Raw genomic sequence first — 26,169 nt, 5'->3', positions numbered from 1 at the left:
TTGTTTGAAATGCCGCCCACTCTAGCACAGCGCAAGGCGGCTGAAAGCTGCACATCGCCATCATGCTGGAACAGCTCTATTACGGGCCTTCCAGCCAACACCCCGATGCTTCTGCCGGCCCCTCCGAGGCAAAGCGCCGCCGGTGCGGCCGGACGGGGTGAATAATGGTAAGCTCGCCGACCATGAAAACGACCAACTCTCGCCCCGTAGTCCTCTGCCTTTCCGGCCACGACCCCAGTGGTGGCGCCGGCCTCCAGGCGGACATCGAAGCCCTGATCGCGCAAGGCTGCCACGCCGCACCAGCGGTGACCGCCCTGACCGTGCAGGATACCGTCAACGTTTCCGACTTCCGCGTCCTCGACCGTGAATGGGTGCTGGCCCAGGCCCAGGCCGTGATCGCCGACCTGCCGGTTGCCGCCGTCAAGCTGGGCATGCTCGGCTCGGTGGAGATGGTCGAGACCGTGGTCGAAATCATGCAATCCCTGCCGGGCGTGCCCCTGGTCTGCGACCCGGTGCTGCGTGCCGGCGGCGGCGGCGCCCTGGGCAAGGACGAAGTGGGCTACGCGATGCGCGAACGCCTGCTGCCGGTGGCGACCATCGCCACCCCGAACCTGCCGGAAGCACGCATCCTCGCCGAGCTGCCCGAAGGCACCGCCGACCAGTGCGCGGAGAAGCTCCTGCCCTTCTGCCGCAACCTGCTGATCACCGGCGGCCACGGCGACGAATCCGAAGTGCACAACCGCCTCTACACCCAGGATGGCGGACGCCACACCTACACCTGCCAGCGCCTGCCCGGCAGCTACCATGGCTCCGGTTGCACCCTGGCCAGCACCCTGGCCGGCCGCCTGGCCCTGGGCGAAGAGCTGACCAGCGCGGTGCGCACCGCCCTCGACTACACCTGGCGCACCCTGCGCGATGCCGAGCAACCCGGCCGTGGCCAGTACGTGCCGCGCCGCTTGCCGCTGGATTTCTGCCAATGAAACTGCGTGGCCTCTATGCCATCACCGACAGCCAGCTGCTGGCCGACGGGAAGCTCCTGCCGTACGTCGAGGCCGCACTCAAGGGTGGCGCCCGGCTGCTGCAATACCGCGACAAGTCCAGCGACGACGCTCGCCGCCTGCGCGAAGCCGAAGCGCTGCGCGAACTCTGCACCCGCTACGGCGCCCAGTTGATCATCAACGATGACGCCGAACTGGCCGCGCGCCTGGGCGTGGGCCTGCACCTCGGCCAGGGCGACGGTTCCCTGGCCGCCGCCCGCGCCCTGCTCGGCCGCCAGGCGATCATCGGCGGCACCTGCCACGCCAACCTCGACCTGGCCGCTGCGGCTATCAAGGAAGGCGCCAGCTACATCGCCTTTGGCCGCTTCTACAATTCCCAGACCAAGCCGGGCGCGCCCGCCGCCACCCTGGACCTGCTGGAACAGGCGAAGCAGCGCTTCCAGGCGCCGATCGTCGCCATCGGCGGCGTGACCCTGGACAACGCCCCCGAGCTGATCGCCCGTGGCGCCAGCATGGTGGCGGTGATCCACGCCCTGTTCGGTGCCGACTCCGCCGCCGAGGTGGAGCGCCGCGCCCGCGCCTTCAGCGCCCTGTTCGATACCGTCTGAACCCGAATTCGCTTGTAAAGAGAGACCTGCCCATGTCCCGTTCCGAAACCCTCTTCGCCAACGCCCAGAAACACATCCCCGGCGGCGTCAACTCGCCGGTTCGCGCCTTCAAGAGCGTCGGCGGCACGCCGCTGTTCTTCAAGCATGCGATCGGGGCATACGTGACGGACGAGGACGACAAGCGCTACGTGGACTACGTGGGTTCCTGGGGTCCGATGATCCTCGGCCATAGCCATCCGGACGTGCTCGACGCGGTGCGCCGGCAGCTGGAGCACGGCCTGTCCTACGGTGCGCCGACCGCACTGGAAGTGGAAATGGCCGACCTGGTCTGCTCCCTGGTCCCGTCCATGGAAATGGTGCGCATGGTCAGCTCCGGCACCGAAGCCACCATGAGCGCCATCCGCCTGGCCCGTGGCTTCACCGGCCGCGACAGCATCATCAAGTTCGAAGGTTGCTACCACGGCCACTCCGACTCCCTGCTGGTGAAAGCCGGCTCCGGCGCCCTGACCCTCGGCGTGCCCAGCTCCCCGGGCGTACCGGCGGCCTTCGCCCAGCACACCCTGACCCTGCCGTTCAACGACATCGACGCCGTGGAGAAGACCCTGGCCGAAGTGGGCAACGAAGTGGCCTGCATCATCGTCGAGCCGGTGGCCGGCAACATGAACTGCGTGCCGCCGGCCCCGGGCTTCCTCGAAGGCCTGCGCAGCCTCTGCGACAAGCACGGCGTGGTGCTGATCTTCGACGAAGTGATGACCGGCTTCCGCGTCGCCCTCGGTGGCGCCCAGGCCCACTTCGGCATCACCCCGGACCTCTCCACCTTCGGCAAGATCATCGGCGGCGGCATGCCGGTGGGCTGCTTCGGCGGCAAGCGCGAGATCATGTCGCACATCGCCCCGCTGGGCCCGGTCTACCAGGCCGGCACCCTGTCCGGTAACCCGCTGGCCATGGCCGCCGGCCTGACCACCCTGAAGCTGATCAGCCGTCCTGGCTTCCACGCCGAGCTGACCGACTACACCAGCCGCATGCTCGACGGCCTGCAACAGCGCGCCGATGCCGCCGGCATCCCCTTCGTCACCACCCAGGTGGGCGGCATGTTCGGTCTCTACTTCAGCGGCGCCGACAGCATCGTCACCTTCCAGGACGTGATGAGCAGCGACGCCGACCGCTTCAAGCGCTTCTTCCACCTGATGCTGGACGGCGGCGTCTACCTCGCGCCGAGCGCCTATGAGGCGGGCTTCACCTCCATCGCCCACGGCGACAAGGAGCTGGCGATCACCCTGGACGCCGCAGAACGCGCCTTCGCCCAGCTCAAACTGGCCTGACGCAGACTGCGCCATCCGCGCCCGCCTTCGAGCTGGCGCGGGTGGCCAGGCCCACGCTTTATCCGATCGTTACGTCGCCTCCACCAGCTCCACACCCCGCCAGAGCAGTACCGGCCAGTCGCCTCCAGGGGCAAACGGCCAGCAAGCCGTCCGCAAACCGAGTAAAGCCTTTGTAAGATCGCCCCGGCTTATTTCATAATGTGAACGTCGGCGCGTTTCTCGCCGGCCGGGCATGATGCCCGCACTGCTTCCGAGGCGCTGTGATTCCCATGAAACGCACCGGCCGCACCCTGACACTGGGCTGCCTGTTGCTCTTCCTGCCACTGCTGGCCAATGCCGGCGGCAATTCCTTGCTGATCCCGGCTACCGGCCGCTGCAACCTGAACAGCCTGCCGGAAAACCTCTCGGAAGCCGTTTCCGCTTGCCAGCAAGCCGCCAAGGCCGGCGACGCCGAGGCCCAGTACGAACTCGGCGAGTTCTTCTACGACGGCAAGCGCACCCCGCGCGACCTGCCGCAGGCCCTGCAATGGTTCGAGCAAGCGTCCCTCAAGGGCCACGCGCAGGCGCAGCTGCGCCTGGGCAACATGTTCTTCCGGGGTGAAGGTGTGCCGGCCAACAACGTGCAGGCCTACATCGTGCTGAAGATGGCCGCGGTGAACGGCTCGGACGAAGCGATGGACAGCGCCGACCTGGTGGCCGCGCAGATGCGTAGCGACGAGTTGGAAATCGCCACCCAGGTACTGGGGCAGATCTTCCGCAACTATCTCCTGGAACTGCAGGCCGCCGACGGCAGCTCGCCTTTCTCACCGCTGCCCTGACGGCAGCGACTCACCAGCAGACGCTGCTTACTTCTCCGGCATCGGCATGGGGAACGGCATCACGTTGCCGTTGCCTTTCGCCTCGCTGATCTTCGGCGTGCCGAGGCGCTCCACCTCGTCGATGCGGATGATCGAGTGCATCGGCAGGAAGCTGCGCACCACACCTTCGAACTGGGCCTTGAGCTTTTCTTCGCTGGGGTCCACCACGACCTGGGTGCGCTCGCCGAAGACGAACTCCTCCACCTCCAGGAAGCCCCACAGGTCGCTCTGGTAGATCTGCTTGGCGTACATCTCGTACACCTGGCCCTGGTTCAGGAAGATCACCTTGTAGATCGGGGCGGACTTGCTCATGGCGTATCGAAGGGTCGTCGTGGCGGAATTTCGGGGGCGCAGATCATAGCATAGCCGCCAGGCAGCGGATGCTAGGAAGGCAGGGACATGGCGACTATAATGCGCGGTTCTTCGAACCACCCGATTCCTATACGCGCATGGCCAAGAAGCTCTATATCGAAACCCACGGCTGCCAGATGAACGAGTATGACAGCTCGCGCATGGTCGATCTGCTCGGCGAACATCAGGCGCTGGAAGTCACCGAACACGCGGAAGAAGCCGACGTGATCCTGCTCAATACCTGCTCGATCCGCGAGAAGGCGCAGGAGAAGGTGTTCTCGAAACTTGGCCAATGGCGCGAGCTGAAGCGGCAGAACCCGCAACTGGTGATCGGCGTCGGCGGCTGCGTGGCCAGCCAGGAAGGCGCCGCCATCCGCGAGCGCGCGCCCTACGTGGACGTGGTGTTCGGCCCGCAGACCCTGCACCGCCTGCCGGAAATGATCGACGCCGCCCGCACCACCCGCAAACCCCAGGTGGACATCAGCTTCCCCGAGATCGAGAAGTTCGACCGCCTGCCCGAACCCCGGGTCGACGGCCCCAGCGCCTTCGTCTCGGTGATGGAAGGCTGCAGCAAGTACTGCACCTTCTGCGTGGTGCCCTACACCCGTGGCGAGGAAGTCAGCCGCCCGTTCGACGACGTGCTGGCCGAGGTGATCCACCTGGCCGAGAACGGCGTCCGCGAAGTGACCCTGCTGGGCCAGAACGTCAACGGCTACCGTGGCCTGACCCATGACGGGCGCATCGCCGACTTCGCCGAGCTGATCCGCGTGGTCGCCGCCGTCGACGGCATCGAGCGCATCCGCTACACCACGTCGCACCCGCTGGAGTTCTCCGACGCGCTCATCCAGGCCCACGCCGAAGTGCCGGAACTGGTGAAGTTCGTCCACCTGCCGGTGCAGGCGGGCTCCGACCGCATCCTCGCGGCGATGAAGCGCAACCACACCGCGCTGGAATACAAATCGCGCATCCGCAAGCTCAAGGCTGCGGTACCGGACATGTGCATCAGCTCCGACTTCATCGTCGGTTTCCCGGGCGAGAGCGACAAGGATTTCGAACAGACCATGAAGCTGGTGGAAGAGGTCGGTTTCGACTTCTCCTTCTCCTTCATCTACAGCTCGCGCCCCGGCACGCCGGCGGCCGACCTGGTGGACGACACCCCTGACGAAGTGAAGAAGCAGCGCCTGATGATCCTCCAGGGGCGCATCCACCAGCAGGGCTTCGAAATCAGCCGACGAATGGTCGGCAGCGTCCAGCGCATCCTGGTCAGCGACTACTCCAAGAAGGACCCGGGCATGCTCCAGGGCCGCACCGAGAACAACCGCATCGTCAACTTCCGCAGCGCCAACCCGCGCCTGATCGGCCAGTTCGTCGACGTCCACATCGACGACGCCCTGCCCCATTCGCTGCGCGGCACCCTGCTCGAAGAACGCCTCCACTGACAGAGCTTCGGGGCCCGCGCTTTTCGAGCCGGGCCCTCGGAGTTATTCTGCAACTCACCCCATTGCCACCGCCCAAGGGCGAACACACGACATTGAACGCCTCCCTGGATCTGCATCGCTTCACCCTGGAACCCTTTGAAGCCCGCCGCTTCGCCAATCTGTGCGGCCAATTCGACGAGCATCTGCGACTGATCGAACAGCGCATGGCCATCGAAATCCGCAACCGTGGCAACCAGTTCGAACTGGTCGGCGACCCGCAAAGCACCCGCGCCACGGAAAACCTCCTGCGCCGCCTCTACCGCGAAACCGAAGCCATCGAGCTGTCGCCCGACCTGGTGCACCTGTTCCTGCGCGAAACCGGCATGGACGAGGCCAACCCACGGACCGAAGCGGTGTCCCTGCGCACCCGCAAGGGCAACATCCGCCCGCGCGGCGCCAACCAGCAGGGCTATGTCAAGGCGATCCTCGACCACGACATCAACTTCGGCATCGGCCCGGCCGGCACCGGCAAGACCTACCTGGCCGTGGCCTGCGCCGTGGACGCCCTGGAGCGCGAGCAGATTCGCCGCATCCTGCTGGTGCGCCCCGCGGTGGAGGCCGGCGAGAAGCTCGGCTTCCTCCCCGGCGACCTCTCGCAGAAGATCGACCCCTACCTGCGCCCGCTCTACGACGCGCTCTACGAGATGCTCGGCTTCGAGCAGGTGGCCAAGCTGATCGAGAAGCAGGTGATCGAAGTCGCGCCCCTGGCCTACATGCGCGGTCGCACCCTTAACAACAGCTTCATCATTCTCGACGAGAGTCAGAACACCACCCTCGAGCAGATGAAGATGTTCCTGACCCGTATCGGTTTCGGCTCCACCGCCGTGATCACCGGCGACATCACCCAGATCGACCTGCCGCGCGGCACCAAGTCGGGCCTGACCCACGTGATCGACGTATTGCGCGACGTGCCGGGCATCAGCTTCACCCACTTCAAGTCCCAGGACGTGGTGCGCCACCCGCTGGTCCAGCGCATCGTGGAAGCCTACGACCGCTTCGACAGCCGCCAGCAACCGGCCAAGGCCAAACCCGCCGACAACGACCCAGGCGCCCTAGACGACAATGCTTGAACTCGACCTGCAACTTGCCAGCGAGGCCCAGGGCCTGCCGAGCGAGTCGGACTTCCGTCGCTGGTGCGAACTGGCGCTGCGCCAGCGCGAGGCCGACTCCGAACTGACCATCCGCCTGGTGGATGAGCCCGAGGGCCGCGAGCTGAACAACACCTGGCGGCACAAGGACTACGCTACCAACGTACTCTCCTTCCCCGCGGACGTGCCGGACGAGTTGCTGGATATCCCGCTGCTCGGCGACCTGGTGATCTGCGCGACGGTGGTGGCTCGGGAAGCCGCCGAACAGGGCAAGGCCCTGGAGGCTCACTGGGCGCACCTGGTCATCCACGGCTGCCTGCATTTGCTCGGCTACGACCACATCGAGGATGAGGAAGCCGAGGAAATGGAGACACTGGAACGGGAATTGCTGGCTGAACTTGGCCACCCCGACCCTTACCAAAACGACGAAGACCAATAAGAAGCATCGAGCAAAGGACATATGAGCGAAGATCGATCGAGCAACGGGCACAGGTCCTGGCTGGAAAAGCTGACCCAGGCCTTTGCCCATGAGCCGAAAAGCCGCCAGGAGCTCCTCGAGCTGTTGCGCGAAGCCCACCAGAACAAACTGCTCGACAGCGAAGCGCTGTCGATCGTCGAAGGCGCCATCCAGGTCGCCGACCTGCAAGTCCGCGACATCATGGTGCCGCGTTCGCAGATGATCAGCATCAAGGCCAACCAGACGCCGAAGGAGTTCCTCCCGGCGATCATCGATGCCGCCCACTCCCGCTACCCGGTCGTCGGCGAAAGCCTGGATGACGTCATGGGCATCCTCCTGGCCAAGGACCTGCTGCCGCTGATCCTTCAGGACAACGGCCAGGCCTTCAACATCAAGGACCTGCTGCGTCCGGCCACCTTCGTGCCCGAATCCAAGCGCCTGAACGTGCTGCTGCGCGAGTTCCGCGCCAACCACAACCACATGGCCGTGGTCATCGACGAATACGGCGGCGTGGCGGGCCTGGTGACCATCGAAGACGTGCTGGAACAGATCGTCGGCGACATCGAGGACGAGCACGACGTCGAGGAAGACAGCTACATCAAGCCGCTGCCCAGCGGCGACTTCATCGTCAAGGCGCTGACCCCGGTGGATGCCTTCAACGAGTTCTTCGAGACCGACTTCTCCGAGGACGAGTTCGACACCGTCGGCGGCCTGGTCATGGGTGCCTTCGGCCACCTGCCCAAGCGCAACGAGACCACCGAGATCGGCGAGTTCCGCTTCCGCGTCCTCAACGCCGACAGCCGCCGCATCCACCTGCTGCGCCTCTCGCCGCTGTCCCGCTGATGATCAGGCGCCCCTTCCACTGGGGAGGGGCGCACTGGATAATCCCGCACGCTTTCTCTCCAGCGCCCCTTCCGCCCAAGGACCGAGCATGAACTGGATCACCCGCCCCGGCTGGCCGGGCAACCTGCTGGCCATGGCCGCCGGCGCCCTGACCCCCCTGGCCTTCGCGCCGTTCGACTTCTGGCCGCTGAAAATCCTCTCCCTGGCGCTGCTCTACCTGAGCCTGCGCGACCTGGCGCCGAAGGCGGCCTTCTGGCGCGGCTGGTGCTACGGCCTCGGCCTGTTCCTCGCCGGCACCAGCTGGATCTACGTCAGCATCCACGACTACGGCGCCGCCTCGGTGCCCCTGGCGGGCTTCCTCACCGTCGGTTTCAGTGCCGGCGTCGCGCTGTTCTTCGCCCTGCCGGCGCTGATCTGGGCACGCTGGCTACGCCGCAGCGAAGCGGCCCTCGCCGACACCCTGGCCTTCGCCGCCCTGTGGCTGGCCCAGGAGATCTTCCGTGGCTGGTTCCTCACCGGCTTCCCCTGGCTCTACGCAGGCTACAGCCAGCTGGACGGCCCACTGGCCGGACTGGCGCCGCTGGGCGGCGTGTGGCTGGTGTCCTTCACCCTGGCGCTGACCGCCGCCCTGCTGGTGAACCTGGCACGCCTGCGCGGCCGCCCGGTCCTCCTCGGTGCCGGCGTCGTCCTGCTGGTCGCCCCCTGGATGATCGGCCTCGCGCTCAAGGGCCACGCCTGGACCCAGCCGGCCGGCGATCCGCTGCGGGTGGCGGCGGTCCAGGGCAACGTCGCGCAGAGCCTGAAGTGGGACCCGGAACAACTCGAGGCGCAGTTGGCGCTGTATCGCGACATGACCTTCAGCGCCCGCCAGACGGACCTGATCGTCTGGCCGGAAACCGCGGTGCCGGTGCTCAAGGAGTTCGTCGAGGGCTACCTCGGCGTGATGAACCGCTACAGCCGCGACCGCCAATCCGCGCTGATCACCGGCGTACCGCTGCGGCAGAACAACGAGCGCGGCGAGAAGCGTTACTACAACGCCATCACCGTGGTCGGCGAAGGCGAAGGCACCTACCTCAAGCAGAAGCTGGTGCCCTTCGGTGAATACGTGCCGCTGCAGGAAGTGCTGCGCGGCCTGATCGCCTTCTTCGACCTGCCTATGTCCGACTTCGCCCGTGGCTCGTCCGACCAGGGCCCGCTGATGGCCAAGGGTTATCGCATCGCCCCGTACATCTGCTACGAGGTGGTCTACCCCGAGTTCGCCGCCACCATGGCCGCGCGCAGCGACATCCTGCTGACGGTGAGCAACGACACCTGGTTCGGCACCTCCATCGGCCCCTTGCAGCATCTGCAGATGGCGCAGATGCGCGCCCTGGAAGCCGGCCGCTGGATGATCCGCTCCACCAACAACGGCGTCACCGCGCTGATCGACCCCTTCGGCGCCATCACCGAGCAGATCCCCCAGTTCCAGCCAGGGGTTCTCTACGGCGACGTCGTGCCGATGCAGGGCCTGACGCCCTACCTGAAGTGGCGCGCCTGGCCGCTGCTGATCCTCTGCGGCCTGATCTTCGCCTGGGCGCTGCTGGCCAGCCGTTTCGCCAAGACGCTCTGACGGCCGGCAAGCTTCGATCCAGAGTCCAAGGGCCGCCTAGCGGCCCTTGTGCCCTCCGCCCTCAGCGGTAGGCCAGCGGATAGGCCAACTGCCCGATCACCTCGTTGAGCAGCACCCCGTTCTGCCACACGGCCTTGTGCTCCGGCAGCCAGCCGCCCAGCGGTAGGCCGTTGGGTACCCCGAGAAAGCCCATGGGCGCCGCCACCACTTCGAAACCGACCCGCTCGAAACACCAGCGCGCCCGTGGCATGTGCGACGCCTGGGTGACCAGCAGGACCCGGCGGATGCCTTGTGGCTGGAGCAGCTTCGCGCTGTAGGTGGCGTTTTCCCAGGTGGTGCGACTCTCGCCTTCCTGCCAGCGCACCTCCAGGCCGAAGTCACGCTTGAAGCTGTCGGCCATGATCCGCGCCTCGCTGGGCGGCTCGCCGAAGTGCAGGCCGCCACTGGTCAGCAGCGGCAGGCCGGTGGCATGGGCCAGGCGCGCGGCGTAGCGCACCCGCTCCATGGCCAACAGCGACGGCTGGTCGCCCTGCCAGGCCGGATCACCCTGCGCACGGCCGCCGCCCAACACCACGATGGCGTCCACCCGCGCCGGCAAGCCCGTCCACTCGAATTCGGCCAGCGCCGGCTCGCGCTCCAGCGCCCTGGCGGACCACTCCACCACTATCGGCAGGCTCATCAACCAGAGGCCGCCGAACCCGGTGACGAAACAGACCATGGACAACCGCGGCATGCGCCGGCGCAACCACCAGGCGAGCAGGATCAGCAGCAGCAGGCCGCCGGGCGGCAGGATCAATTGTTTGAGGATGTAGCGAATCGGCATGGGCACCTCCAGGTGCCCGGAGCCTATCGGGGATTGGACGTGCGGAAAAGCTGCGAACCGCAGGACATGCACGCCTGCACACCCTGCCCGCGCTGCCAGGCGGCCGGCGTGCCGCACATGGCGCAGCAGAGTTGCGGACGGCGCTTGAACATCGGCCTGGGCTTGAGGGCGAAGCTCTTCGGCGGACCGCCGTCGCGGCGGGGCAGCGACTCGATGGCGGCCAGCTCCTCGGCGGCCGCATGCCAACCGCGCAGCCAACGCGTGTCGCGGTCAAGATAGGCGCGGATTAACTCCATCTCGGCGGGGGTCAATCCCTTGAGCTCAAGTTCCAGCGGCTCCTCGTCGCGCAAGCGGACCGCCGTGTCCGCTTCATCCAGCGCCAGGGCCAAACGGTGCAAAAGCCGCTCGTAGAGCCCATCCCCTGAATCCGTCCTCCGCAATTCACCCATCCGGCACCTCGAACCACGTAAACGCTTGCCTAGCTTATGAAAAGCTTAGCGTTCGCTTCCCTGCTGCAAGGTGCCCGCGACAAACGGCGCCAGGATTGCCGACGGACGCCCTCCCGTGCATTCAGGGTTTCCCTAGGCCGACGGGGGTCATGTATGCTACGGCGCTTGAATTTCCTTTTCCTCCAGGGTCCGGCGCCACGGCCAAGGCCGGCGCGACCGCACCGAGGAACCCCAATCCTCCAGCGCCAGTAGCCATGCACGAACAGTATCAGCCCCGCGAAATCGAAGCCGCCGCGCAAGCCCATTGGGATGCGCACAAATCCTTTGAAGTGAGTGAGCAGCCCGGCAAGGACACGTTCTACTGCCTGTCGATGTTCCCCTACCCGAGCGGCAAGCTACACATGGGGCACGTGCGCAACTACACCATCGGCGACGTGATCGCCCGCTACCAGCGCATGCTCGGCAAGAACGTCCTGCAGCCCATGGGCTGGGACGCCTTCGGCATGCCGGCGGAAAACGCCGCGATGAAGAACAACGTCGCGCCCGCCAAGTGGACCTACGAGAACATCGACTACATGAAGACCCAGCTGAAAAGCCTGGGTCTTGCCATCGACTGGTCCCGTGAAGTGACCACCTGCAAGCCCGACTACTACCGCTGGGAGCAGTGGCTGTTCACCCGCCTGTTCGAGAAAGGCGTGATCTACCGCAAGAACGGCACCGTCAACTGGGACCCGGCCGACCAGACCGTACTGGCCAACGAGCAGGTCATCGACGGCCGCGGCTGGCGCTCCGGCGCGCTGGTGGAAAAGCGCGAGATCCCGATGTACTACTTCAAGATCACCGCCTATGCGGATGAGCTCTTGAGCAGCCTCGACGACCTGCCCGGCTGGCCCGAGCAGGTCAAGACCATGCAGCGCAACTGGATCGGCAAGTCCCGCGGCATGGAAGTCAGCTTCCCCTACGACCAGGCCAGCATCGGCCAGGCCGGCGCCCTGAAGGTCTTCACCACCCGTCCGGACACCCTGCTGGGCGCCACCTACGTGGCCGTCGCCGCCGAGCACCCGCTGGCCACCCTGGCCGTGCAGCAGCTGCCGGCCGACAAGGCCGCCGAACTGCAGGCGTTCATCGACGAGTGCAAGCGCGGCGGCGTCGCCGAAGCCGACATCGCCACCCAGGAGAAGAAGGGCCTGCCCACTCCGCTGTTCGTCGTGCACCCGCTGACCGGCGACAAGCTGCCGGTGTGGGTCGCCAACTACGTGCTGATGAACTACGGCGAAGGTGCCGTGATGGCCGTTCCGGCCCACGACGAGCGCGACTTCGCCTTCGCCCACAAGTACGACCTGCCGGTGAAACCGGTGATCCGCACCGCCGCCGGTGACGAGACCCCGGCTCCCTGGCAGGACGCCTACGGCGAGCACGGCCAGCTGATCAACTCCGGCGCCTTCGACGGCCTGGACTTCCAGGGCGCCTTCGACGCCATCGAAGTGGCCCTGCAGAAGAAAGGCCTGGGTCAGGCCCGCACCCAGTTCCGCCTGCGCGACTGGGGCATCAGCCGCCAGCGCTACTGGGGCTGCCCGATCCCGATCATCCACTGCCCGAGCTGCGGCGACGTACCGGTACCGGAAGACCAGCTGCCGGTGGTGCTGCCCGAGGACGTGGTGCCGGACGGCGCCGGCAGCCCGCTGGCCAAGATGCCCGAGTTCTACAACTGCACCTGCCCGAAATGCGGCACCGCGGCCAAGCGCGAAACCGACACCATGGACACCTTCGTGGAAAGCTCCTGGTACTTCGCCCGCTACGCCTCGCCGAACTACGAGCAGGGTATGGTCGACCCCGTTGCCGCCAACCACTGGCTGCCGGTGGACCAGTACATCGGCGGTATCGAACACGCCATCCTGCACCTGCTCTACGCGCGCTTCTTCCACAAGCTGATGCGTGACGAAGGCCTGGTCAGCTCCGACGAGCCCTTCAAGAACCTGCTGACCCAGGGGATGGTGGTCGCCGAGACCTACTACCGCACCGCCAGCAACGGCGGCAAGGACTGGTTCAACCCGGCCGATGTCGAAGTCGAGCGCGACGCCAAGGCCAAGGTCATCGGCGCCCGCCTGATGACCGACGGCCAGCCGGTGGAAATCGGCGGCACCGAGAAGATGTCGAAGTCGAAGAACAACGGCGTCGACCCGCAAGCGATGATCGATGCCTACGGCGCCGACACCTGCCGCCTGTTCATGATGTTCGCCTCGCCGCCGGACATGAGCCTGGAATGGTCCGATTCCGGAGTAGAGGGTGCCAGCCGCTTCCTCCGCCGCGTGTGGCGCCTGGCCCAGGCCCACGTTGCCGCTGGCGCAGTCGCCGAACTGGACCGCAGCGCCCTGAACGACGAGCAGAAGGCCGTGCACCGCTCCATCCACCTGGCCATCAGGCAGGCCAGCCAGGATGTCGGCCAGCACCACAAGTTCAACACCGCCATCGCCGCCGTGATGACCCTGATGAACGTCCTGGAGAAGGCCCCGCAGGCCAGCGCCGAAGACCGCGCCCTGCTGCAGGAAGGCCTGGAAGCCGTGGCCCTGCTGCTGGCGCCCATCACGCCGCATATCAGCCATGTGCTCTGGAACGAGCTGGGTCACGCCGACGCCATCATCGACGCCGCCTGGCCGACCGTGGACGAAGCCGCCCTGGTGCAGGACAGCCTGCAGCTGGTGGTACAGGTCAACGGCAAGCTGCGCGGCCACATCGAAGTGCCGGCCGACGCCAGCCGCGAGGCGGTGGAAGCCACCGCGCGAGCCAACGAGAACGTGCTGCGCTTCACCGACGGCCTGACCATCCGCAAGGTCATCGTGGTGCCCGGCAAACTGGTCAACATTGTCGCCAACTGATCGAAGCCGGCGCCCTCCTTCGGGAGCGGCGCCGGACTGCTCGCAAGGGGAAAGCAAGAAATGAAGAAACGGAATCTGTTGGTCCTGGGCCTGACCGTGCTGCTGAGCGCGTGCGGCTTCCAGCTTCGCGGCACCGGCGAAGCCAAGTTCGCCCTGACCGAAATGGACGTGACCGCCCGCAACCGCTTCGGCCCGACCGTGACCGACCTGCGCCAGGCACTGGAAAGGAACGGCGTGAACGTGCATGCCGGCGCGCCCTACACCCTGGTCCTGACCCGTGAGGACGAGACCCAGCGTACCGCCAGCTACACCACCAGCGCCCGCAGCGCCGAGCGCGAGCTGACCCAGACCGTGCAGTTCGAGATCCGCGGCAACAACGACCTGCTGCTGATGGGCGACCGGCTGAGCGTGCAACGCTACTTCGTGCACGACACCAACAACCTGATCGGCTCCGATCAGGAAGCCGCGCAGCTGCGCCAGGAAATGCGCCAGGAGCTGGTGCAGCAGATGATCATGCGCCTGCAGCTGATCACCCCGGCCCAGCTCGACGAGCTGCAGCAGACCGCGGAAGCCCGCGCCAAGGCCGAGGCGGACGCCCTGGAAGCCGCGCAACAGGCCGAGAAGGCTCAACCGCAGCAATCACCGCTGCAACTGCCCATCCAGTGAGTACCAGGGGCCGCACCAGCGGCCCCGTTCATTTACGCCTATGAAACTCAATCCCGCACAACTGGGCAAACACCTGCAGGGCCCCCTGGCGCCGGTCTACGTCGTCAGCGGCGACGAGCCGCTGCTCTGCCAGGAAGCCTGCGACGCCATCCGCGCCAACGTCCGTGGGCGGGATTTCAGCGAGCGCCAGGTATTCAACGCCGAAGCCAACTTCGATTGGGGCCTGCTGCTGGAAGCCGGCGCCAGCCTCTCGCTGTTCGCCGAGAAGCGCCTCATCGAAGTGCGCCTGCCCTCGGGCAAGCCCGGCGACAAGGGCGCCGCGGCGCTGCTGGAATACCTGTCCCGGCCGCCGGAAGACACCGTGCTGCTGCTGAGCCTGCCCAAGCTCGACGGCAGCACCCAGAAAACCAAGTGGGCAAAGGCCCTGATCGACGGCCAGGGCGCGCAGTTCATCCAGGTCTGGCCGGTCGAGGCCCACAACCTGCCGCAATGGATTCGCCAGCGCCTGTCCCAGGCGGGCCTTGCCGCCAACCAGGAAGCGGTGGACCTGATCGCCGCGCGGGTGGAAGGCAACCTGCTGGCCGCCGCGCAAGAAATCGAGAAGCTCAAGCTGCTGGCCGAAGGTGGCCAGGTGGATGCCGCGACCGTCCAGGCGGCGGTGGCCGACAGCGCGCGCTTCGACGTCTTCGGCCTGATCGACGCCGCCCTCAACGGCGAGCCGGCCCACACCCTGCGTACCCTGGAAGGTTTGCGCGGCGAAGGTGTAGAGCCGCCGGTGATCCTCTGGGCGCTGGCCCGCGAGCTGCGCCTGCTGGCCAGCCTGGCCCAGCAATACAGCCAGGGCGTGCCCCTGGACAAGGCCTTCGCCTCCGCCCGTCCACCGGTCTGGGACAAGCGCCGGCCCCTGGTCACGCGTGCGCTGCAACGCCATCCGGCGTCGCGCTGGAACCAGCTGCTGCAAGATGCCCAGCGCATCGATGCGCAGATCAAGGGCCAGGCCCAGGGCGACCCCTGGAACGGCCTGGCACGCCTGGCGCTGCTGCTGGCCGGCCAGCGTTTGCCCCTGCCGGCCGAATAGCTGGACATTTATTGAGCAACGGCCGATGATTCGCGCGCCCGCACCGCTGCGGGCGCCAATCCGAGGACAAGGCCATGGCCAAGAAACGCAAGCACGCCGCGCCAAATCGCGCGAAATCCCTGGTAGCGCAACCACTCTTCCGCTGCCGCCAGGAGAAGCCCCTGAAAGGCAAAGGAAGTTACCGCCGCGAAGCCTCCCAAGATTGGGGGGCTTCGTCGCTTATGGCGGCCTGAAAAGTCGCAGACGTGTTAAGGTCGCGGCTTGATCCGTTAGCCTCGAGACTTCTCTATGTTCGACGCCCCCGCCTCCGGCCTGATCCTCCGCAGTTTGGCCGTGGCCTCCGCTCTCACCCTGCTCAACTCCTGCTCTGGCGCCCCGACCGAGGCTATCGCCACCGCTCCCCTCCCCCAGAGCGCGCCCGCCGGCAAGCCCGTCGCGAAACCGACACCGGCAGTAGAGCCGAGCCTGGAGATGCCCAGCATCAGCTTCGACGCCTGGCGTGACGACTTCCGCCGCACGGCCCTGGCCCAAGGCATAACGGCTGCCACCTTCGATCGCGCGTTCGCCGACGTCACCCCCGACCCCAAGGTCATCGCCGCCGACCGCAGCCAGCCGGAATTCACCCGCCCGGTGTGGGAATACCTGGAAGGCGCCATATCGCCCTACCGCGTACGCAAGGGCCAGAGCCTGCTGGAGCAGAACTCGGCGACCCTGGATGCCATCGAGCAACGCTTCGGCGTGGATCGCGCTCCCCTGGTGGCCATCTGGGGCATGGAGAGCAGCTTCGGCCAGTTCATGGGCGACATGTCGGTGATCCGCTCCCTGGCGACCCTGGCCTACGAAGGACGCCGTCCTGAATTCGCCCAGGCGCAATTGCTGGCCGCCCTGGAAATCCTCCAGCACGGCGACGTACAGCCCTACGGCATGCTCGGCTCCTGGGCCGGCGCCATGGGCCAGACCCAGTTCATCCCCACCACCTACAACAGCCATGCGGTGGACTTCGACGGTGACGGCCGCCGCGATATCTGGAAATCCTCGGCCGACGCCCTGGCCTCCGCCGCGCACTACCTGCAGGCCTCCGGCTGGCGCAAGGGCCAACCCGCCGCGCTGCAGGTGCAATTGCCCGCGGGCTTCGACTACGCCCATGCCGATGGCGATATCCGCAAGTCCGTGGCGCAATGGCAGGCCATGGGCGTGCAGGTCGGCGCACAAGGCGCCGCCCTCGGCGGCGACTCCGCCTCCCTGCTGCTGCCGGCAGGCCATCGCGGCCCGGCCTTCCTGGTGCTGGACAACTTCCGCGCCATCCTCAAGTACAACAACTCCTCGTCCTACGCCCTGGCGGTCAGCCTGCTGGCCGAACGCTTCAACGGCGGTGGCGAGCTCATCGGCAGCTGGCCTCGCGACGAGCTGCCATTGAGCCGCAGCGAGCGCGTGGAACTGCAGGAGTCCCTGGCCGCCGCCGGTTTCGACCCGGGTGCGGCCGATGGCATCATCGGCGCCAATACCCGCAAGGCGATCCGGGGCTACCAGCAGCGCCTGGGCTGGCCGGCGGACGGCTTCCCCACCCAGAAGCTGCTCGGCCAGTTGCGCGAGGGGCGCTGAGCCCCTCGCCTCGCGGGCGCTCCACGCGCCCACGGCCAACGTCGCGCGGCACCTTTGTGATAAACTGCGCGACCTCTCCTTGCCCCTCCGGCAGCCAACGAAGCCTCCAGCGGAGCCAGATTTCCGATGTCCGATAAAGCCTCGTCCACCCCCGTCGCCAGCGGCGAAAAGTTCCGTAACGCCCAGGGCATCACCGCGATCAAGGATGGACAGAAGCGCCGCAACTCGGCGGAACCCCAGGTGTTCGAGCCCAAGCCCAAGTGGCTGCGGGTCAAGGCGCCGGGCGGCAGCCGCTTCGAGGCGGTCAAGCGCAACGTCGGCGAACATCGCCTGAGCACCGTGTGCCAGGAATCCCACTGCCCGAACATGGGCGAGTGCTGGTCCAACGGCACCGCCACCATCATGCTGATGGGCTCGGTGTGCACCCGTGCCTGCCGCTTCTGCGCCGTGGACACCGGCAACCCCAACGGCTGGCTGGACCTGGAAGAGCCGCAGAACACCGCCAAGTCGGTGGAGCTGATGGCGCTGCGCTATATCGTGCTGACCTCGGTGGACCGCGATGACCTCGACGATGGCGGCGCGAGCCACTATGCCGCGTGCGTGCGCGCCATCAAGGAGCGCACCCCGAACGTGGTGGTCGAGGCCCTGACCCCGGACTTCGACGGCGATCACCAGGCCATCGAGGCGGTGGTCGATTCCGGGCTGGAGGTGTTCGCCCAGAACGTCGAGACGGTCAAGCGCCTGACCTACGTGGTGCGCGACCCGCGCGCCGGCTACGAGAAGACCCTGCGCGTGCTGGAACATGCCAAGCGCCACCGTCCGGACGTGCTGACCAAGACCAGCCTGATGCTGGGCCTTGGCGAAACCGACGACGAAATCATCGAGACCATGGATGACCTGCGCGCCATTGGCGTGGACATCCTCACCCTAGGCCAGTACCTGCAGCCCACCCGCAACCACCTGAAGGTCCAGCGCTGGGTCAGCCCGGAAGAGTTCAACCGCTTCCGCGATATCGGCCTGGAGAAGGGTTTCATGGAAGTGGCGGCAGGCCCGCTGGTGCGCTCCAGCTACCGCGCCGACCGAGTGTTCGAGAAGAACAACCTGGGCCTGGCGGCACCGGTTCCGGTACCGGGCCAGAGCGTCGACACCAGCATCATCCCGGTACTCAACCTGGGCTGAGCTGCTTTCCCTCGCCCACAAGGAGCGGGGCCACTTGGCGTTCGTAGGATGGGTTGAGCGAAGCGATACCCATCAGCGGCGCCGATGGGTTTCGCAGATGCACGGTGTTTTGCTGCTTCAGCCGCCTGCCTGGGAGCCGTAGCCCAGCCGCTCTCGCAGTGCCTGCTCCAGGCGCTGCGCCACCTCATCGAACGCCGGCGGCGTCTCGACCAGGTCTTTCAGCTGCACCATCTTCAGCCCCGCGTAACCGCACGGATTGATGCGCCGGAACGGTGCCATGTCCATGTCGACGTTGAGCGCCAGGCCGTGGAAGGAGCAGCCACGGCTTACCCGCAGGCCCAGCGAGGCGATCTTGTCGCCATCGACGTAGACACCCGGGGCGTCCGCCTTGGGCGCAGCGTCAACGCCGTAGCCGGCCAGCACATCCACCAGGCTCTGTTCGAGGGCGGTGACCAACTCGCGCACGCCCAGGTTCAGGCGGCGCAGATCCAGCATCACGTAGGCCACCAACTGGCCGGGGCCGTGGTAGGTGACCTGGCCGCCGCGCTCGACCTGGATCACCGGGATATCGCCCGGCGCCAGCAGATGCTCGGCCTTGCCAGCCTGGCCCTGGGTGAACACCCGGGGGTGCTGCAGCAGCCAGATTTCGTCGGGGGCCTGCTCGTTACGCGTGCGGGTCAGCTCGCGCATCGCCTCCAGGGTCGGCAGGTAGTCCGCCAGCCCGAGATGACGAACGATCAGCGCAGGGGCCACTAGAGCACCATGTGGACGCGGCCCGTGGCGCGCAGGTCGACATGAATGGCCTGCAACTGGTCGACGCTGGTGGCGGTGATCAGCACCTGCACCGAGAGGAAGCGGCCGTTGCGGCTGTCGCGCATCACCAGGGTGGCAGCGTCGAAGTCTGGGGCGTGGCGCTGGATGATTTCGATCACCAGGTCGGCGAAGCCTTCACCGGAATCGCCAATCACCTTGATAGGGTAGCGCTCGCAGGGGAACTCGATTTTCGGGGGTTGTACGTCAGGGGTATCGGTCATGGCGGCAGCGGTCTCGTGATCCGCGATGCCGACGCCCCGCACCCGGTCAGGGTTCGAGGCGTCAGCTCAGTAGGTCAGTTGAACAGGCCGAAGAAGAACAGGCGGATGCCATCCCACAGGCGGCGGAAGAAACCACCTTCCTCAACGGTTTCAAGCGCGATCAGGTCGGCGCTGTGGACAACCTGGTCCTCCAGCTTGATCTCCACCTTGCCGATCACGTCACCCTGCTTGATGGGGGCGATCAGCTGCGGGTTCAAGGTCATGCTGGCTGCCAGTTTCTTCGCCTGGCCCCGCGGCAGGGTCATGGTCAGGTCCTGGGCCAGGCCAGCCTTGACTTCGCGGGTCGCGCCCTTCCACACCTGGGCTTTGGCCAGTTCAGCACCCTTCTGGTAGAAGCTCTGGGTTTCGAAGAAGCGGAAACCGTAGGTCAGCAGCTTCTGGGTCTCGGCCGCGCGGGCCTGCTCGCTGTTGGTGCCGAACACCACGGCGATCAGGCGCATGTTGTCACGCACAGCGGAGGCCACCAGGCAGTAGCCGGCCTCGTCGGTGTGGCCGGTCTTCAGACCGTCGACGGTCTTGTCGCGCCACAGCAGCAGGTTGCGGTTGGGCTGCTTGATGTTGTTCCAGAAGAATTCCTTCTGGGAGTAGATGGCGTAGTGGGCCGGATCTTCGAAGATGATCGCGCGGGCCAGGGTCGCCATGTCGTGGGCGGTGGAGTAGTGCTCCGGGTTGGGCAGGCCAGTGGCGTTCATGAAGTGGCTGCCACTCATGCCGAGCTTCTCGGCGGTGGTGTTCATCATGTCGGCGAATGCGTCTTCGCTGCCGGCGATGTGCTCGGCCACCGCGACGCTGGCGTCGTTACCGGACTGGATGATGATGCCGTGCAGCAGGTCGCTCAGGGACACCTGGGTGTTGACCTGGACGAACATGCGCGAGCCGCCGGTGCGCCAGGCATGCTCGCTGATGGTCACCGGGTCGGACTCGCCGATCTGGCCCTTGCGGATCTCCAGGGTGGCGATATAGGCGGTCATCAGTTTGGTCAGGCTGGCCGGGGGCAGGCGCTGGTCGCCATTGTTCTCGACCAGTACCTGGCCGCTCAGGGCGTCCATCAGCACGTAGGATTTGGCGGCCAGTTGCGGCGGCGACGGGACGATCTGCTGGGCCGCCATGGAGACCGGTGCGACGATGAGCAGGGCTGCGGGCAGTAGCAGGCGTTTGGCGAAGCTGAAGATGTTCATCCGTCTCTCTGAAAAGTAGCTAATGGTCAAACAGGCCCTTGCGGGCCAATAAACGAGGAAGCCGTCAGTCCGGCTTCACCAGTGTGGGCTGGCCGAGGTTGGCCAGGCGCACGGAGTCCTGGACCTGTTGGGCCTCACCCTGAGTTCCGATCGGCCCCAGGCGTACCCGGTGCAGAATCTGCTGGTTGCGCACGACCGAGCTGATGAAGACCGGGGCAGTCACCGTCCCGCTCAGCTTGGCCTTGAGGAGTTCCGCAGCGTCCGGATTGGCGAAGGCGCCCACCTGGAGATACAGGCCAGAGGCTGCGAGTGAATCGTTTTTTTTTGCGTCGATCTGCACAGGCAGGACGGCGGCGGCATGTTGCTGTGGCGGCGGGGTGTACTGCTCGATCGGGGCGACGGCCACCGGCCGGGCGACGGGCTGGGCCTGGGCCTGCGCGGCCATCTTCGGTTGCGCCAGCACCATGGGCACCGGGCGGCCCTGGGCGGCCCACCACTCATGGGGATCGATGCCCTCGACCTTCACCCGGGCGGTACCGGACTCGGCATAGCCGAGCTTCTTCGCCGCGGCGAAGGAGAGGTCGATGATGCGGTCGGAATAGAACGGACCACGGTCGTTGACCCGCAGGATCACGGTGCGGCCGTTGTCGAGGTTGGTCACCCGGACGTAGCTCGGCAGCGGCAGGGTCTTGTGCGCGGCAGTCATGCCGTAGAGGTCGTAGGCTTCGCCGTTGGCGGTGGCCTGGCCGTGGAACTTGGTGCCGTACCAGGACGCGGTGCCCGTCGCCTGATAGCGACGCCCGTCGTTCATCGGGTAATAGGTCTTGCCCAGTACGGTGTAGGGGTTGGCCTTGACCGAGCCGTAGTGCGGCATGGGCACGGCGTCGGGAATGCGCGAGACGTCGACGTCCCACCAGGGCGCGCCATCGCGGTGCGGGCGCGAGTAATCGCCTGGACCGGAAATTGCCCCGCCGGGTTGGACCGGCTCTGGCGCGCGGCTGCTCGAGCAGCTCGCCAGCAACAATGCTACGGCGCCGTAGACGGCGACTCTTGTCATTTGCGGCATCGGTTAACGCCCGCCCCTTGCGTTGACCAGCGATTCGGAAAGCTGATGCACGGCCATTGCGTACATCACGCTGCGATTGTAGCGGGTAATGACGTAGAAGTTCGGCAATCCCATCCAGTACTCCGCGCCTTCGTCACCCTCCAGCTTGAAAGCCGTAACCGGCACATCATCGCGCAGTACATCGCCGCTGGACCAGCCCAGCGCCTTAAGATCGCCGACGTTCTTCACCGGGTCCAGTCCCTGGGTCAACCCTTCGTCGATTCGTTCGCCACGAACCTGGGCGCGACTGACCACCGGCCCGCCATGGACCCAGCCGTGACGCTTGAAGTAACTGGCGACGCTGCCGATGGCGTCCACCGGGTTGTTCCAGATATCGATATGGCCATCGCCATCGAAATCCACGGCGTAGGCGCGGAAGCTGCTCGGCATGAATTGCGGCAGGCCCATGGCGCCGGCGTAGGAACCCTTGAGCATCAGCGGGTCGACCTGTTCCTCGCGAGCCAGCAGGAGGAACTCCTTGAGCTGCTTGCGGAAGAAATCGGCGCGCGGCGGATAGTCGAAGCCCAGGGTGGAGAGGGCGTCGATCACGCGGAAGTTGCCGGTATTGCCGCCGTAGAAGGTCTCGACACCGATGATCGCCACGATCACCTGGGCCGGTACGCCGTATTCCTTCTCGGCGCGGGCCAGGGCATCGGCGTGCTGGTCCCAGAAGGCCAGGCCTTTCTGGAGGCGCGCCGGAGTGATGAAGATCGGCCGGTACTCCTTCCACTGCTTGACCCGCTCGGCGGGCCGGGAAATAGCGTCGAGGATGGACTGCTTGCGCTCCACCTCGCGGAACAGGTCCACCAGCTGTTCGCCGGCAAAGCCATAGTCACGGGTCATTTCGGCGACGAATTCGGCCACCTGCGGCGATCCTTCGTAGTCCCCGGAAAGTGCCGGTGCGGCTGCCCCCAGCAGTCCGACCAGCGCCATCCCCGTGGCGCCCAGCTGCATCCACTTGCGCAGTGCTTTCAAATCATTCACTCGTTTCAAACCTGGGCAATCCACTTGCGATGGGTATGGATCGCCATCAACACCCCAAACCCTGACAACAGCGTCACCAGATGGGTTCCGCCGTAGCTGATGAAGGGAAGGGGCACCCCCACGACCGGCAACAGCCCACTGACCATGCCGATATTCACGAACACGTACACGAAGAAGGTCATGGTCAGGCTGCCCGCCAGCAGCTTGCCGAACAGGGTCTGCGCCTGGGCGGTGATCACCAGGCCGCGACCGATCAGCAGCAGGTAGACCACCAGCAGCAGGCAGACGCCCACCAGGCCGAACTCTTCGCCGAGGACCGCAATGATAAAGTCCGTGTGGCTTTCGGGCAAAAAATCGAGGTGCGACTGGGTTCCCAGCAGCCAGCCCTTGCCGAATACGCCGCCCGAGCCGATGGCGGCCTTGGACTGGATGATGTTCCAGCCGGTGCCCAGCGGGTCGCTCTCCGGATCGAGGAAGGTCAGCACGCGCTGCTTCTGGTAGTCGTGCAGGACGAAGTACCACATCGCCACGGCCACCGGCACCACGGCCGCCACCGCGCCTACGATCCAGCGCCACTGCAGGCCGGCCATGAACAGCACGAAGGCGCCGGAAGCCAGGATCAGCAGGCCCGTGCCCAGGTCCGGCTGCTTGAGGATCAGCACGAAGGGCACCAGGATCAGCACCAGGCTGACGACGATATGCTTGAACTTGGGCGGCAGGTTGTGCCGTGACAGGTACCAGGCGATGGTCGCCGGCATGATGATCTTCATGAATTCCGAAGGCTGGAAGCGGATCACCCCGGGGATGTTGATCCAGCGGGTGGCGCCCATGGCCGTGTGGCCCATGATCTCCACCACCAGCAGCAACGCGACCCCGACCACATAGGCCAAGGGCACCCAGCGCGCCATGAAGCGCGGTTCGAACTGGGCGATCACGATCATCGCGCCGATGCCGAGGCCAAAGGAGCTGGCCTGTTTCATCAGCAATTCCCAGTGCTTGCCACTGGCCGAATACAGGACGAACAGGCTGCCGGCCGCCAGCATCAGGATGATCAGCAGCAGCCAGCCGTCGATATGCAAACGCTGCAGCAGGGTGGCGCGGCGCTTGAGCACATCCTCCTGGGAGATGGTGCGATCGAAGTTGCTGTTCATCGGTTGGCGCTCTGCTGCTCAGCCAGTGGCTGCGGTGGACGGAACTCGGGCCTCAGCTGGCCATCCTCGCCGAGCAGCCAAGCGTCCATGACCTGCTTGGCGACCGGCGCGGCCACGCTGGAGCCACCCTCGCCGTTCTCCACCATGACCGCGACGGCAATCCGCGGATCCTCGGCCGGGGCGAAGGCGACGAACAGGGCGTGGTCGCGGTGGCGCTCCTGGACCTTGTTGCGGTCGTACTTCTCGCCCTGCTTGATGGCGACCACCTGGGCGGTACCGGACTTGCCGGCGATGCGGTAGACGGAAGTCGCCCCCACCTTGTGCGCGGTACCACGGGGGGCATGGACGACCTGCTCCATGCCGAAGCGGCTGTAGTCCCAGAACTTCGGATCGCGCAGGGTGATATCCGGAACCGGGTTCGGGTCCAGCGGCGGCTGCCCCTCGATGGTCTTGGCCAGGTGCGGGCGGATCCACTTGCCGCGGTTGGCCATCAGCGCCGTGGCCTGGGCCAGCTGCAGCGGCGTGGCCTGCATGTAGCCCTGGCCGATACCGAGGATCAGGGTTTCTCCCGGATACCAGGCCTGGCGGTAACGGGCGCGCTTCCACTCACGGGACGGCATCAGGCCGGCGGATTCCTCGAACATGTCCAGGGCCACGCGCTGGCCGAAGCCGAAGCGACTCATGTACTGATGAAGCCGATCTATGCCCATTTTATGCGCAAGATCGTAGAAGTAGGTGTCATTTGACCGCATGATCGCGGATTCAAGATTCACCCAGCCGTCACCGGAGCGGTTCCAGTTACGGTATTTGTGGTCGTAGTTCGGCAGCTGATAGAAGCCCGGATCGAAGACCCGCGTGGCCGGCGTCACCACGCCGGCGTCCAGGCCGGACACCGCCACCATGGGCTTGATGGTCGAACCCGGCGGGTAGAGGCCACGCAGTACGCGGTTGTACAGCGGCCGGTCGATGGAATCACGTAGCTCGGCATAGGCCTTGAAGCTGATACCGGTCACGAAGGGGTTGGGGTCGAAGCTCGGCTGGCTGACCATGGCCAGCACGTCGCCGCTGGACGGCTCGATGGCGACGATGGCGCCACGGCGGCCGGCCAGGGCCGCTTCGGCGGCCTCCTGCAGGCGCACGTCGAGGGTCAGCACCAGATCCTTGCCGGGCTTCGGGTCGGTACGCTTGAGCACCCGCAGCACGCGGCCCCGGGCGTTGGTCTCGACCTCTTCATAGCCCACTTCGCCATGCAGCTGGTCTTCGTAGAAGCGCTCGATGCCGGTCTTGCCGATATGGTGGGTGCCGCTGTAGTTCACCGGATCGAGCTGCTTGAGCTCCTTCTCGTTGATACGGCCGACATAGCCCACCGAATGGGCGAAATGCGCGCCCTGGGGATAGTGCCGAACCAGCTGCGCCACCACTTCCACGCCGGGCAGGCGGAACTGGTTCACCGCCACGCGGGCGATCTGCTCTTCGGTCAGTTCGAAGAGGATGGGTACCGGCTCGAACGGCCGCCGCCCCTGCTTCATGCGGCGCTCGAAGAGCGCGCGGTCGTCCGGGGTCAGCTGCAGGACCTCGACTATCACGTCGAGGGTCTTCTCCCAGTCGCCGGCACGCTCGCGGGTCACGCTCAGGCTGAAACTGGGCCGGTTGTCGGCGATGATCACGCCATTGCGGTCGAAGATCAGCCCACGAGTGGGCGGAATCGGCTGCACGTGGACGCGATTGTTCTCCGACAGGGTCGAGTGGTACTCGTACTGGATCACCTGCAGGTAATACAGGCGGGCGATCAGCACGCAGGTCAGCAGCAGCACCGCCACCGCGCCCACGATGACGCGCCGACGCACCAGTCGGGCATCTCTTTCGTGGTCTTTCAGGCGGATCGGTTGCGGCATGGACAGGATTTACTTGTGGTAGGGGTGGCCGGACAGAACCGTCCAGGCACGGTAGATCTGCTCACCGATGAGGATGCGGACCAGCGGATGCGGCAGTGTCAGCGGCGACAGCGACCAGCGCTGCTCGCTGCGCGCGCAAACCTCCGGCGCCAACCCTTCCGGGCCGCCGACCATGAGATTGACGGTGCGCGAATCCAGGCGCCAGCGATCCAGTTCGACCGCCAGTTGCTCGGTGCTCCAGGGCTTGCCCTGGACTTCCAGGGTGACGATACGTTCCCCCGGCTGCACCTTGGCCAGCATGGCTTCGCCTTCCTGGCGGATCATCCTCGCCACGTCGGCATTCTTGCCGCGCGTGGTCAGGGGAATCTCCACCAGCTCCAGCGAGAGCTCGGATGGAAGGCGCTTGGCGTACTCGTTCCAGCCCTCTTCCACCCAGCGCGGCATGCGCGTGCCGACGGCGATCAAACGTAGACGCAAG

At 66.1% G+C, this 26,169-nt stretch carries 26 protein-coding genes; 15 read left to right on the top strand and 11 right to left on the bottom strand.

The genetic code is table 11. The features are described 5' to 3' along the window. Positions 1 to 182 precede the first annotated feature (182 nt). From PCA10_RS04055 to PCA10_RS04040, 4 genes are all read left to right on the top strand, one after another. Entirely contained in the window at positions 183 to 980 is a 798-nt protein-coding gene (locus PCA10_RS04055) for a hydroxymethylpyrimidine/phosphomethylpyrimidine kinase (protein ID WP_041770126.1), read from the top strand. After that, a complete protein-coding gene (thiE, locus tag PCA10_RS04050) occupies positions 977 to 1,606 on the top strand; it encodes a thiamine phosphate synthase (protein WP_016490753.1) in 630 nt (209 codons plus the stop codon). Before PCA10_RS04055 ends, thiE begins: the two co-directional genes overlap by 4 nt. A gap of 32 nt (positions 1,607 to 1,638) precedes the next feature. Beyond that, on the top strand, positions 1,639 to 2,928 hold the full coding sequence (gene hemL / locus PCA10_RS04045) for a glutamate-1-semialdehyde 2,1-aminomutase (RefSeq protein WP_016490752.1): 1,290 nt from the start codon (positions 1,639 to 1,641) through the stop codon (positions 2,926 to 2,928). 269 nt (positions 2,929 to 3,197) lie between these two features. Next, on the top strand, positions 3,198 to 3,746 hold the full coding sequence (locus PCA10_RS04040; RefSeq protein ID WP_041770125.1) for a tetratricopeptide repeat protein: 549 nt from the start codon (positions 3,198 to 3,200) through the stop codon (positions 3,744 to 3,746). A gap of 27 nt (positions 3,747 to 3,773) precedes the next feature. On the opposite strand, the gene PCA10_RS04035 is transcribed toward PCA10_RS04040, so the two are convergent. After that, positions 3,774 to 4,097, bottom strand: a complete 324-nt coding sequence (locus tag PCA10_RS04035) for a DUF1820 family protein (RefSeq protein ID WP_016490750.1) — start codon at positions 4,095 to 4,097, stop codon at positions 3,774 to 3,776. A gap of 137 nt (positions 4,098 to 4,234) precedes the next feature. On the opposite strand from PCA10_RS04035, the gene miaB reads away from it, so the two are divergent. The 5 genes from miaB to lnt all read left to right on the top strand — a co-directional run bounded on the left by miaB (position 4,235) and on the right by lnt (position 9,611). Then, complete coding sequence (miaB, locus tag PCA10_RS04030; protein WP_041770124.1) at positions 4,235 to 5,575, top strand: tRNA (N6-isopentenyl adenosine(37)-C2)-methylthiotransferase MiaB; 1,341 nt, start codon at positions 4,235 to 4,237, stop codon at positions 5,573 to 5,575. A gap of 92 nt (positions 5,576 to 5,667) precedes the next feature. Then, positions 5,668 to 6,684, top strand: a complete 1,017-nt coding sequence (locus PCA10_RS04025) for a PhoH family protein (RefSeq protein WP_041770123.1) — start codon at positions 5,668 to 5,670, stop codon at positions 6,682 to 6,684. Then, positions 6,677 to 7,141 carry an rRNA maturation RNase YbeY gene (gene ybeY / locus PCA10_RS04020; RefSeq protein WP_016490747.1) on the top strand — a complete coding sequence of 155 codons (465 nt, stop codon included), beginning with the start codon at positions 6,677 to 6,679 and terminating at the stop codon, positions 7,139 to 7,141. The genes PCA10_RS04025 and ybeY overlap by 8 nt, the downstream gene beginning before the upstream one ends. A 21-nt stretch (positions 7,142 to 7,162) precedes the next feature. Further along, positions 7,163 to 8,002: an HlyC/CorC family transporter gene (locus PCA10_RS04015; RefSeq protein ID WP_016490746.1), complete on the top strand. Its 840-nt coding sequence runs from the start codon at positions 7,163 to 7,165 to the stop codon at positions 8,000 to 8,002. 88 nt (positions 8,003 to 8,090) lie between these two features. Next, positions 8,091 to 9,611, top strand: coding sequence for an apolipoprotein N-acyltransferase (lnt, locus tag PCA10_RS04010; protein ID WP_016490745.1), 1,521 nt, complete (start codon positions 8,091 to 8,093; stop codon positions 9,609 to 9,611). A gap of 61 nt (positions 9,612 to 9,672) precedes the next feature. Here the strand turns inward: lnt and PCA10_RS04005 are convergent, their stop codons facing one another. Together PCA10_RS04005 and PCA10_RS04000 are read right to left on the bottom strand one after the other, a co-directional pair. After that, a complete protein-coding gene (locus PCA10_RS04005) occupies positions 9,673 to 10,434 on the bottom strand; it encodes a YdcF family protein (protein WP_016490744.1) in 762 nt (253 codons plus the stop codon). A gap of 23 nt (positions 10,435 to 10,457) precedes the next feature. After that, a complete protein-coding gene (locus tag PCA10_RS04000) occupies positions 10,458 to 10,883 on the bottom strand; it encodes a hypothetical protein (RefSeq protein ID WP_016490743.1) in 426 nt (141 codons plus the stop codon). A 254-nt stretch (positions 10,884 to 11,137) separates the two neighbouring features. Here PCA10_RS04000 and leuS point away from each other — a divergent pair, with 254 nt between their 5' ends. The 6 genes from leuS (at position 11,138) to lipA (ending at position 18,284) form a co-directional block, all read left to right on the top strand. Further along, positions 11,138 to 13,759: a leucine--tRNA ligase gene (gene leuS, locus PCA10_RS03995; RefSeq protein ID WP_016490742.1), complete on the top strand. Its 2,622-nt coding sequence runs from the start codon at positions 11,138 to 11,140 to the stop codon at positions 13,757 to 13,759. Positions 13,760 to 13,819: 60 nt separating this feature from the next. Continuing rightward, on the top strand, positions 13,820 to 14,425 hold the full coding sequence (locus tag PCA10_RS03990; protein ID WP_016490741.1) for an LPS-assembly lipoprotein LptE: 606 nt from the start codon (positions 13,820 to 13,822) through the stop codon (positions 14,423 to 14,425). A gap of 40 nt (positions 14,426 to 14,465) precedes the next feature. Continuing rightward, a complete protein-coding gene (gene holA / locus PCA10_RS03985; protein ID WP_016490740.1) occupies positions 14,466 to 15,503 on the top strand; it encodes a DNA polymerase III subunit delta in 1,038 nt (345 codons plus the stop codon). Positions 15,504 to 15,577: 74 nt separating this feature from the next. Continuing rightward, the gene (gene arfA, locus PCA10_RS29480) at positions 15,578 to 15,736 is read left to right on the top strand and encodes an alternative ribosome rescue factor ArfA (RefSeq protein ID WP_081663898.1); all 159 of its coding nucleotides are present in this window, start codon (positions 15,578 to 15,580) and stop codon (positions 15,734 to 15,736) included. 55 nt (positions 15,737 to 15,791) lie between these two features. Beyond that, on the top strand, positions 15,792 to 17,105 hold the full coding sequence (locus tag PCA10_RS03980) for a lytic murein transglycosylase (protein WP_016490739.1): 1,314 nt from the start codon (positions 15,792 to 15,794) through the stop codon (positions 17,103 to 17,105). Positions 17,106 to 17,231: 126 nt separating this feature from the next. Then, positions 17,232 to 18,284 carry a lipoyl synthase gene (lipA, locus tag PCA10_RS03975; RefSeq protein WP_016490738.1) on the top strand — a complete coding sequence of 351 codons (1,053 nt, stop codon included), beginning with the start codon at positions 17,232 to 17,234 and terminating at the stop codon, positions 18,282 to 18,284. 117 nt (positions 18,285 to 18,401) lie between these two features. Here lipA and lipB read toward each other — a convergent pair whose 3' ends face one another. The 8 genes from lipB to rlmH form a co-directional block, all read right to left on the bottom strand. Beyond that, on the bottom strand, positions 18,402 to 19,037 hold the full coding sequence (gene lipB, locus PCA10_RS03970; RefSeq protein ID WP_016490737.1) for a lipoyl(octanoyl) transferase LipB: 636 nt from the start codon (positions 19,035 to 19,037) through the stop codon (positions 18,402 to 18,404). Continuing rightward, entirely contained in the window at positions 19,037 to 19,318 is a 282-nt protein-coding gene (locus tag PCA10_RS03965) for a DUF493 domain-containing protein (protein WP_016490736.1), read from the bottom strand. The genes lipB and PCA10_RS03965 overlap by 1 nt, the downstream gene beginning before the upstream one ends. 74 nt (positions 19,319 to 19,392) lie before the next feature. After that, positions 19,393 to 20,556 carry a D-alanyl-D-alanine carboxypeptidase family protein gene (locus PCA10_RS03960; protein ID WP_016490735.1) on the bottom strand — a complete coding sequence of 388 codons (1,164 nt, stop codon included), beginning with the start codon at positions 20,554 to 20,556 and terminating at the stop codon, positions 19,393 to 19,395. A gap of 64 nt (positions 20,557 to 20,620) precedes the next feature. Next, the gene (locus PCA10_RS03955; RefSeq protein ID WP_016490734.1) at positions 20,621 to 21,622 is read right to left on the bottom strand and encodes a septal ring lytic transglycosylase RlpA family protein; all 1,002 of its coding nucleotides are present in this window, start codon (positions 21,620 to 21,622) and stop codon (positions 20,621 to 20,623) included. Between the two features lie 3 nt (positions 21,623 to 21,625). After that, positions 21,626 to 22,615, bottom strand: coding sequence for a lytic murein transglycosylase B (gene mltB, locus PCA10_RS03950; RefSeq protein ID WP_144277020.1), 990 nt, complete (start codon positions 22,613 to 22,615; stop codon positions 21,626 to 21,628). 35 nt (positions 22,616 to 22,650) lie between these two features. Next, positions 22,651 to 23,796 (bottom strand): rod shape-determining protein RodA, encoded by a 1,146-nt coding sequence (gene rodA, locus PCA10_RS03945; protein WP_016490732.1) that lies wholly within the window; start codon positions 23,794 to 23,796, stop codon positions 22,651 to 22,653. Then, positions 23,793 to 25,691, bottom strand: coding sequence for a penicillin-binding protein 2 (mrdA, locus tag PCA10_RS03940; RefSeq protein WP_016490731.1), 1,899 nt, complete (start codon positions 25,689 to 25,691; stop codon positions 23,793 to 23,795). The genes rodA and mrdA overlap by 4 nt, the downstream gene beginning before the upstream one ends. A 9-nt stretch (positions 25,692 to 25,700) precedes the next feature. After that, the gene (rlmH, locus tag PCA10_RS03935; RefSeq protein ID WP_016490730.1) at positions 25,701 to 26,168 is read right to left on the bottom strand and encodes a 23S rRNA (pseudouridine(1915)-N(3))-methyltransferase RlmH; all 468 of its coding nucleotides are present in this window, start codon (positions 26,166 to 26,168) and stop codon (positions 25,701 to 25,703) included. Position 26,169: the final 1 nt, after the last annotated feature.

Source organism: Pseudomonas resinovorans NBRC 106553 (assembly GCF_000412695.1).
GTDB lineage: Bacteria > Pseudomonadota > Gammaproteobacteria > Pseudomonadales > Pseudomonadaceae > Metapseudomonas > Metapseudomonas resinovorans_A.
This window is presented reverse-complemented; position numbering and strand designations above follow the sequence as displayed.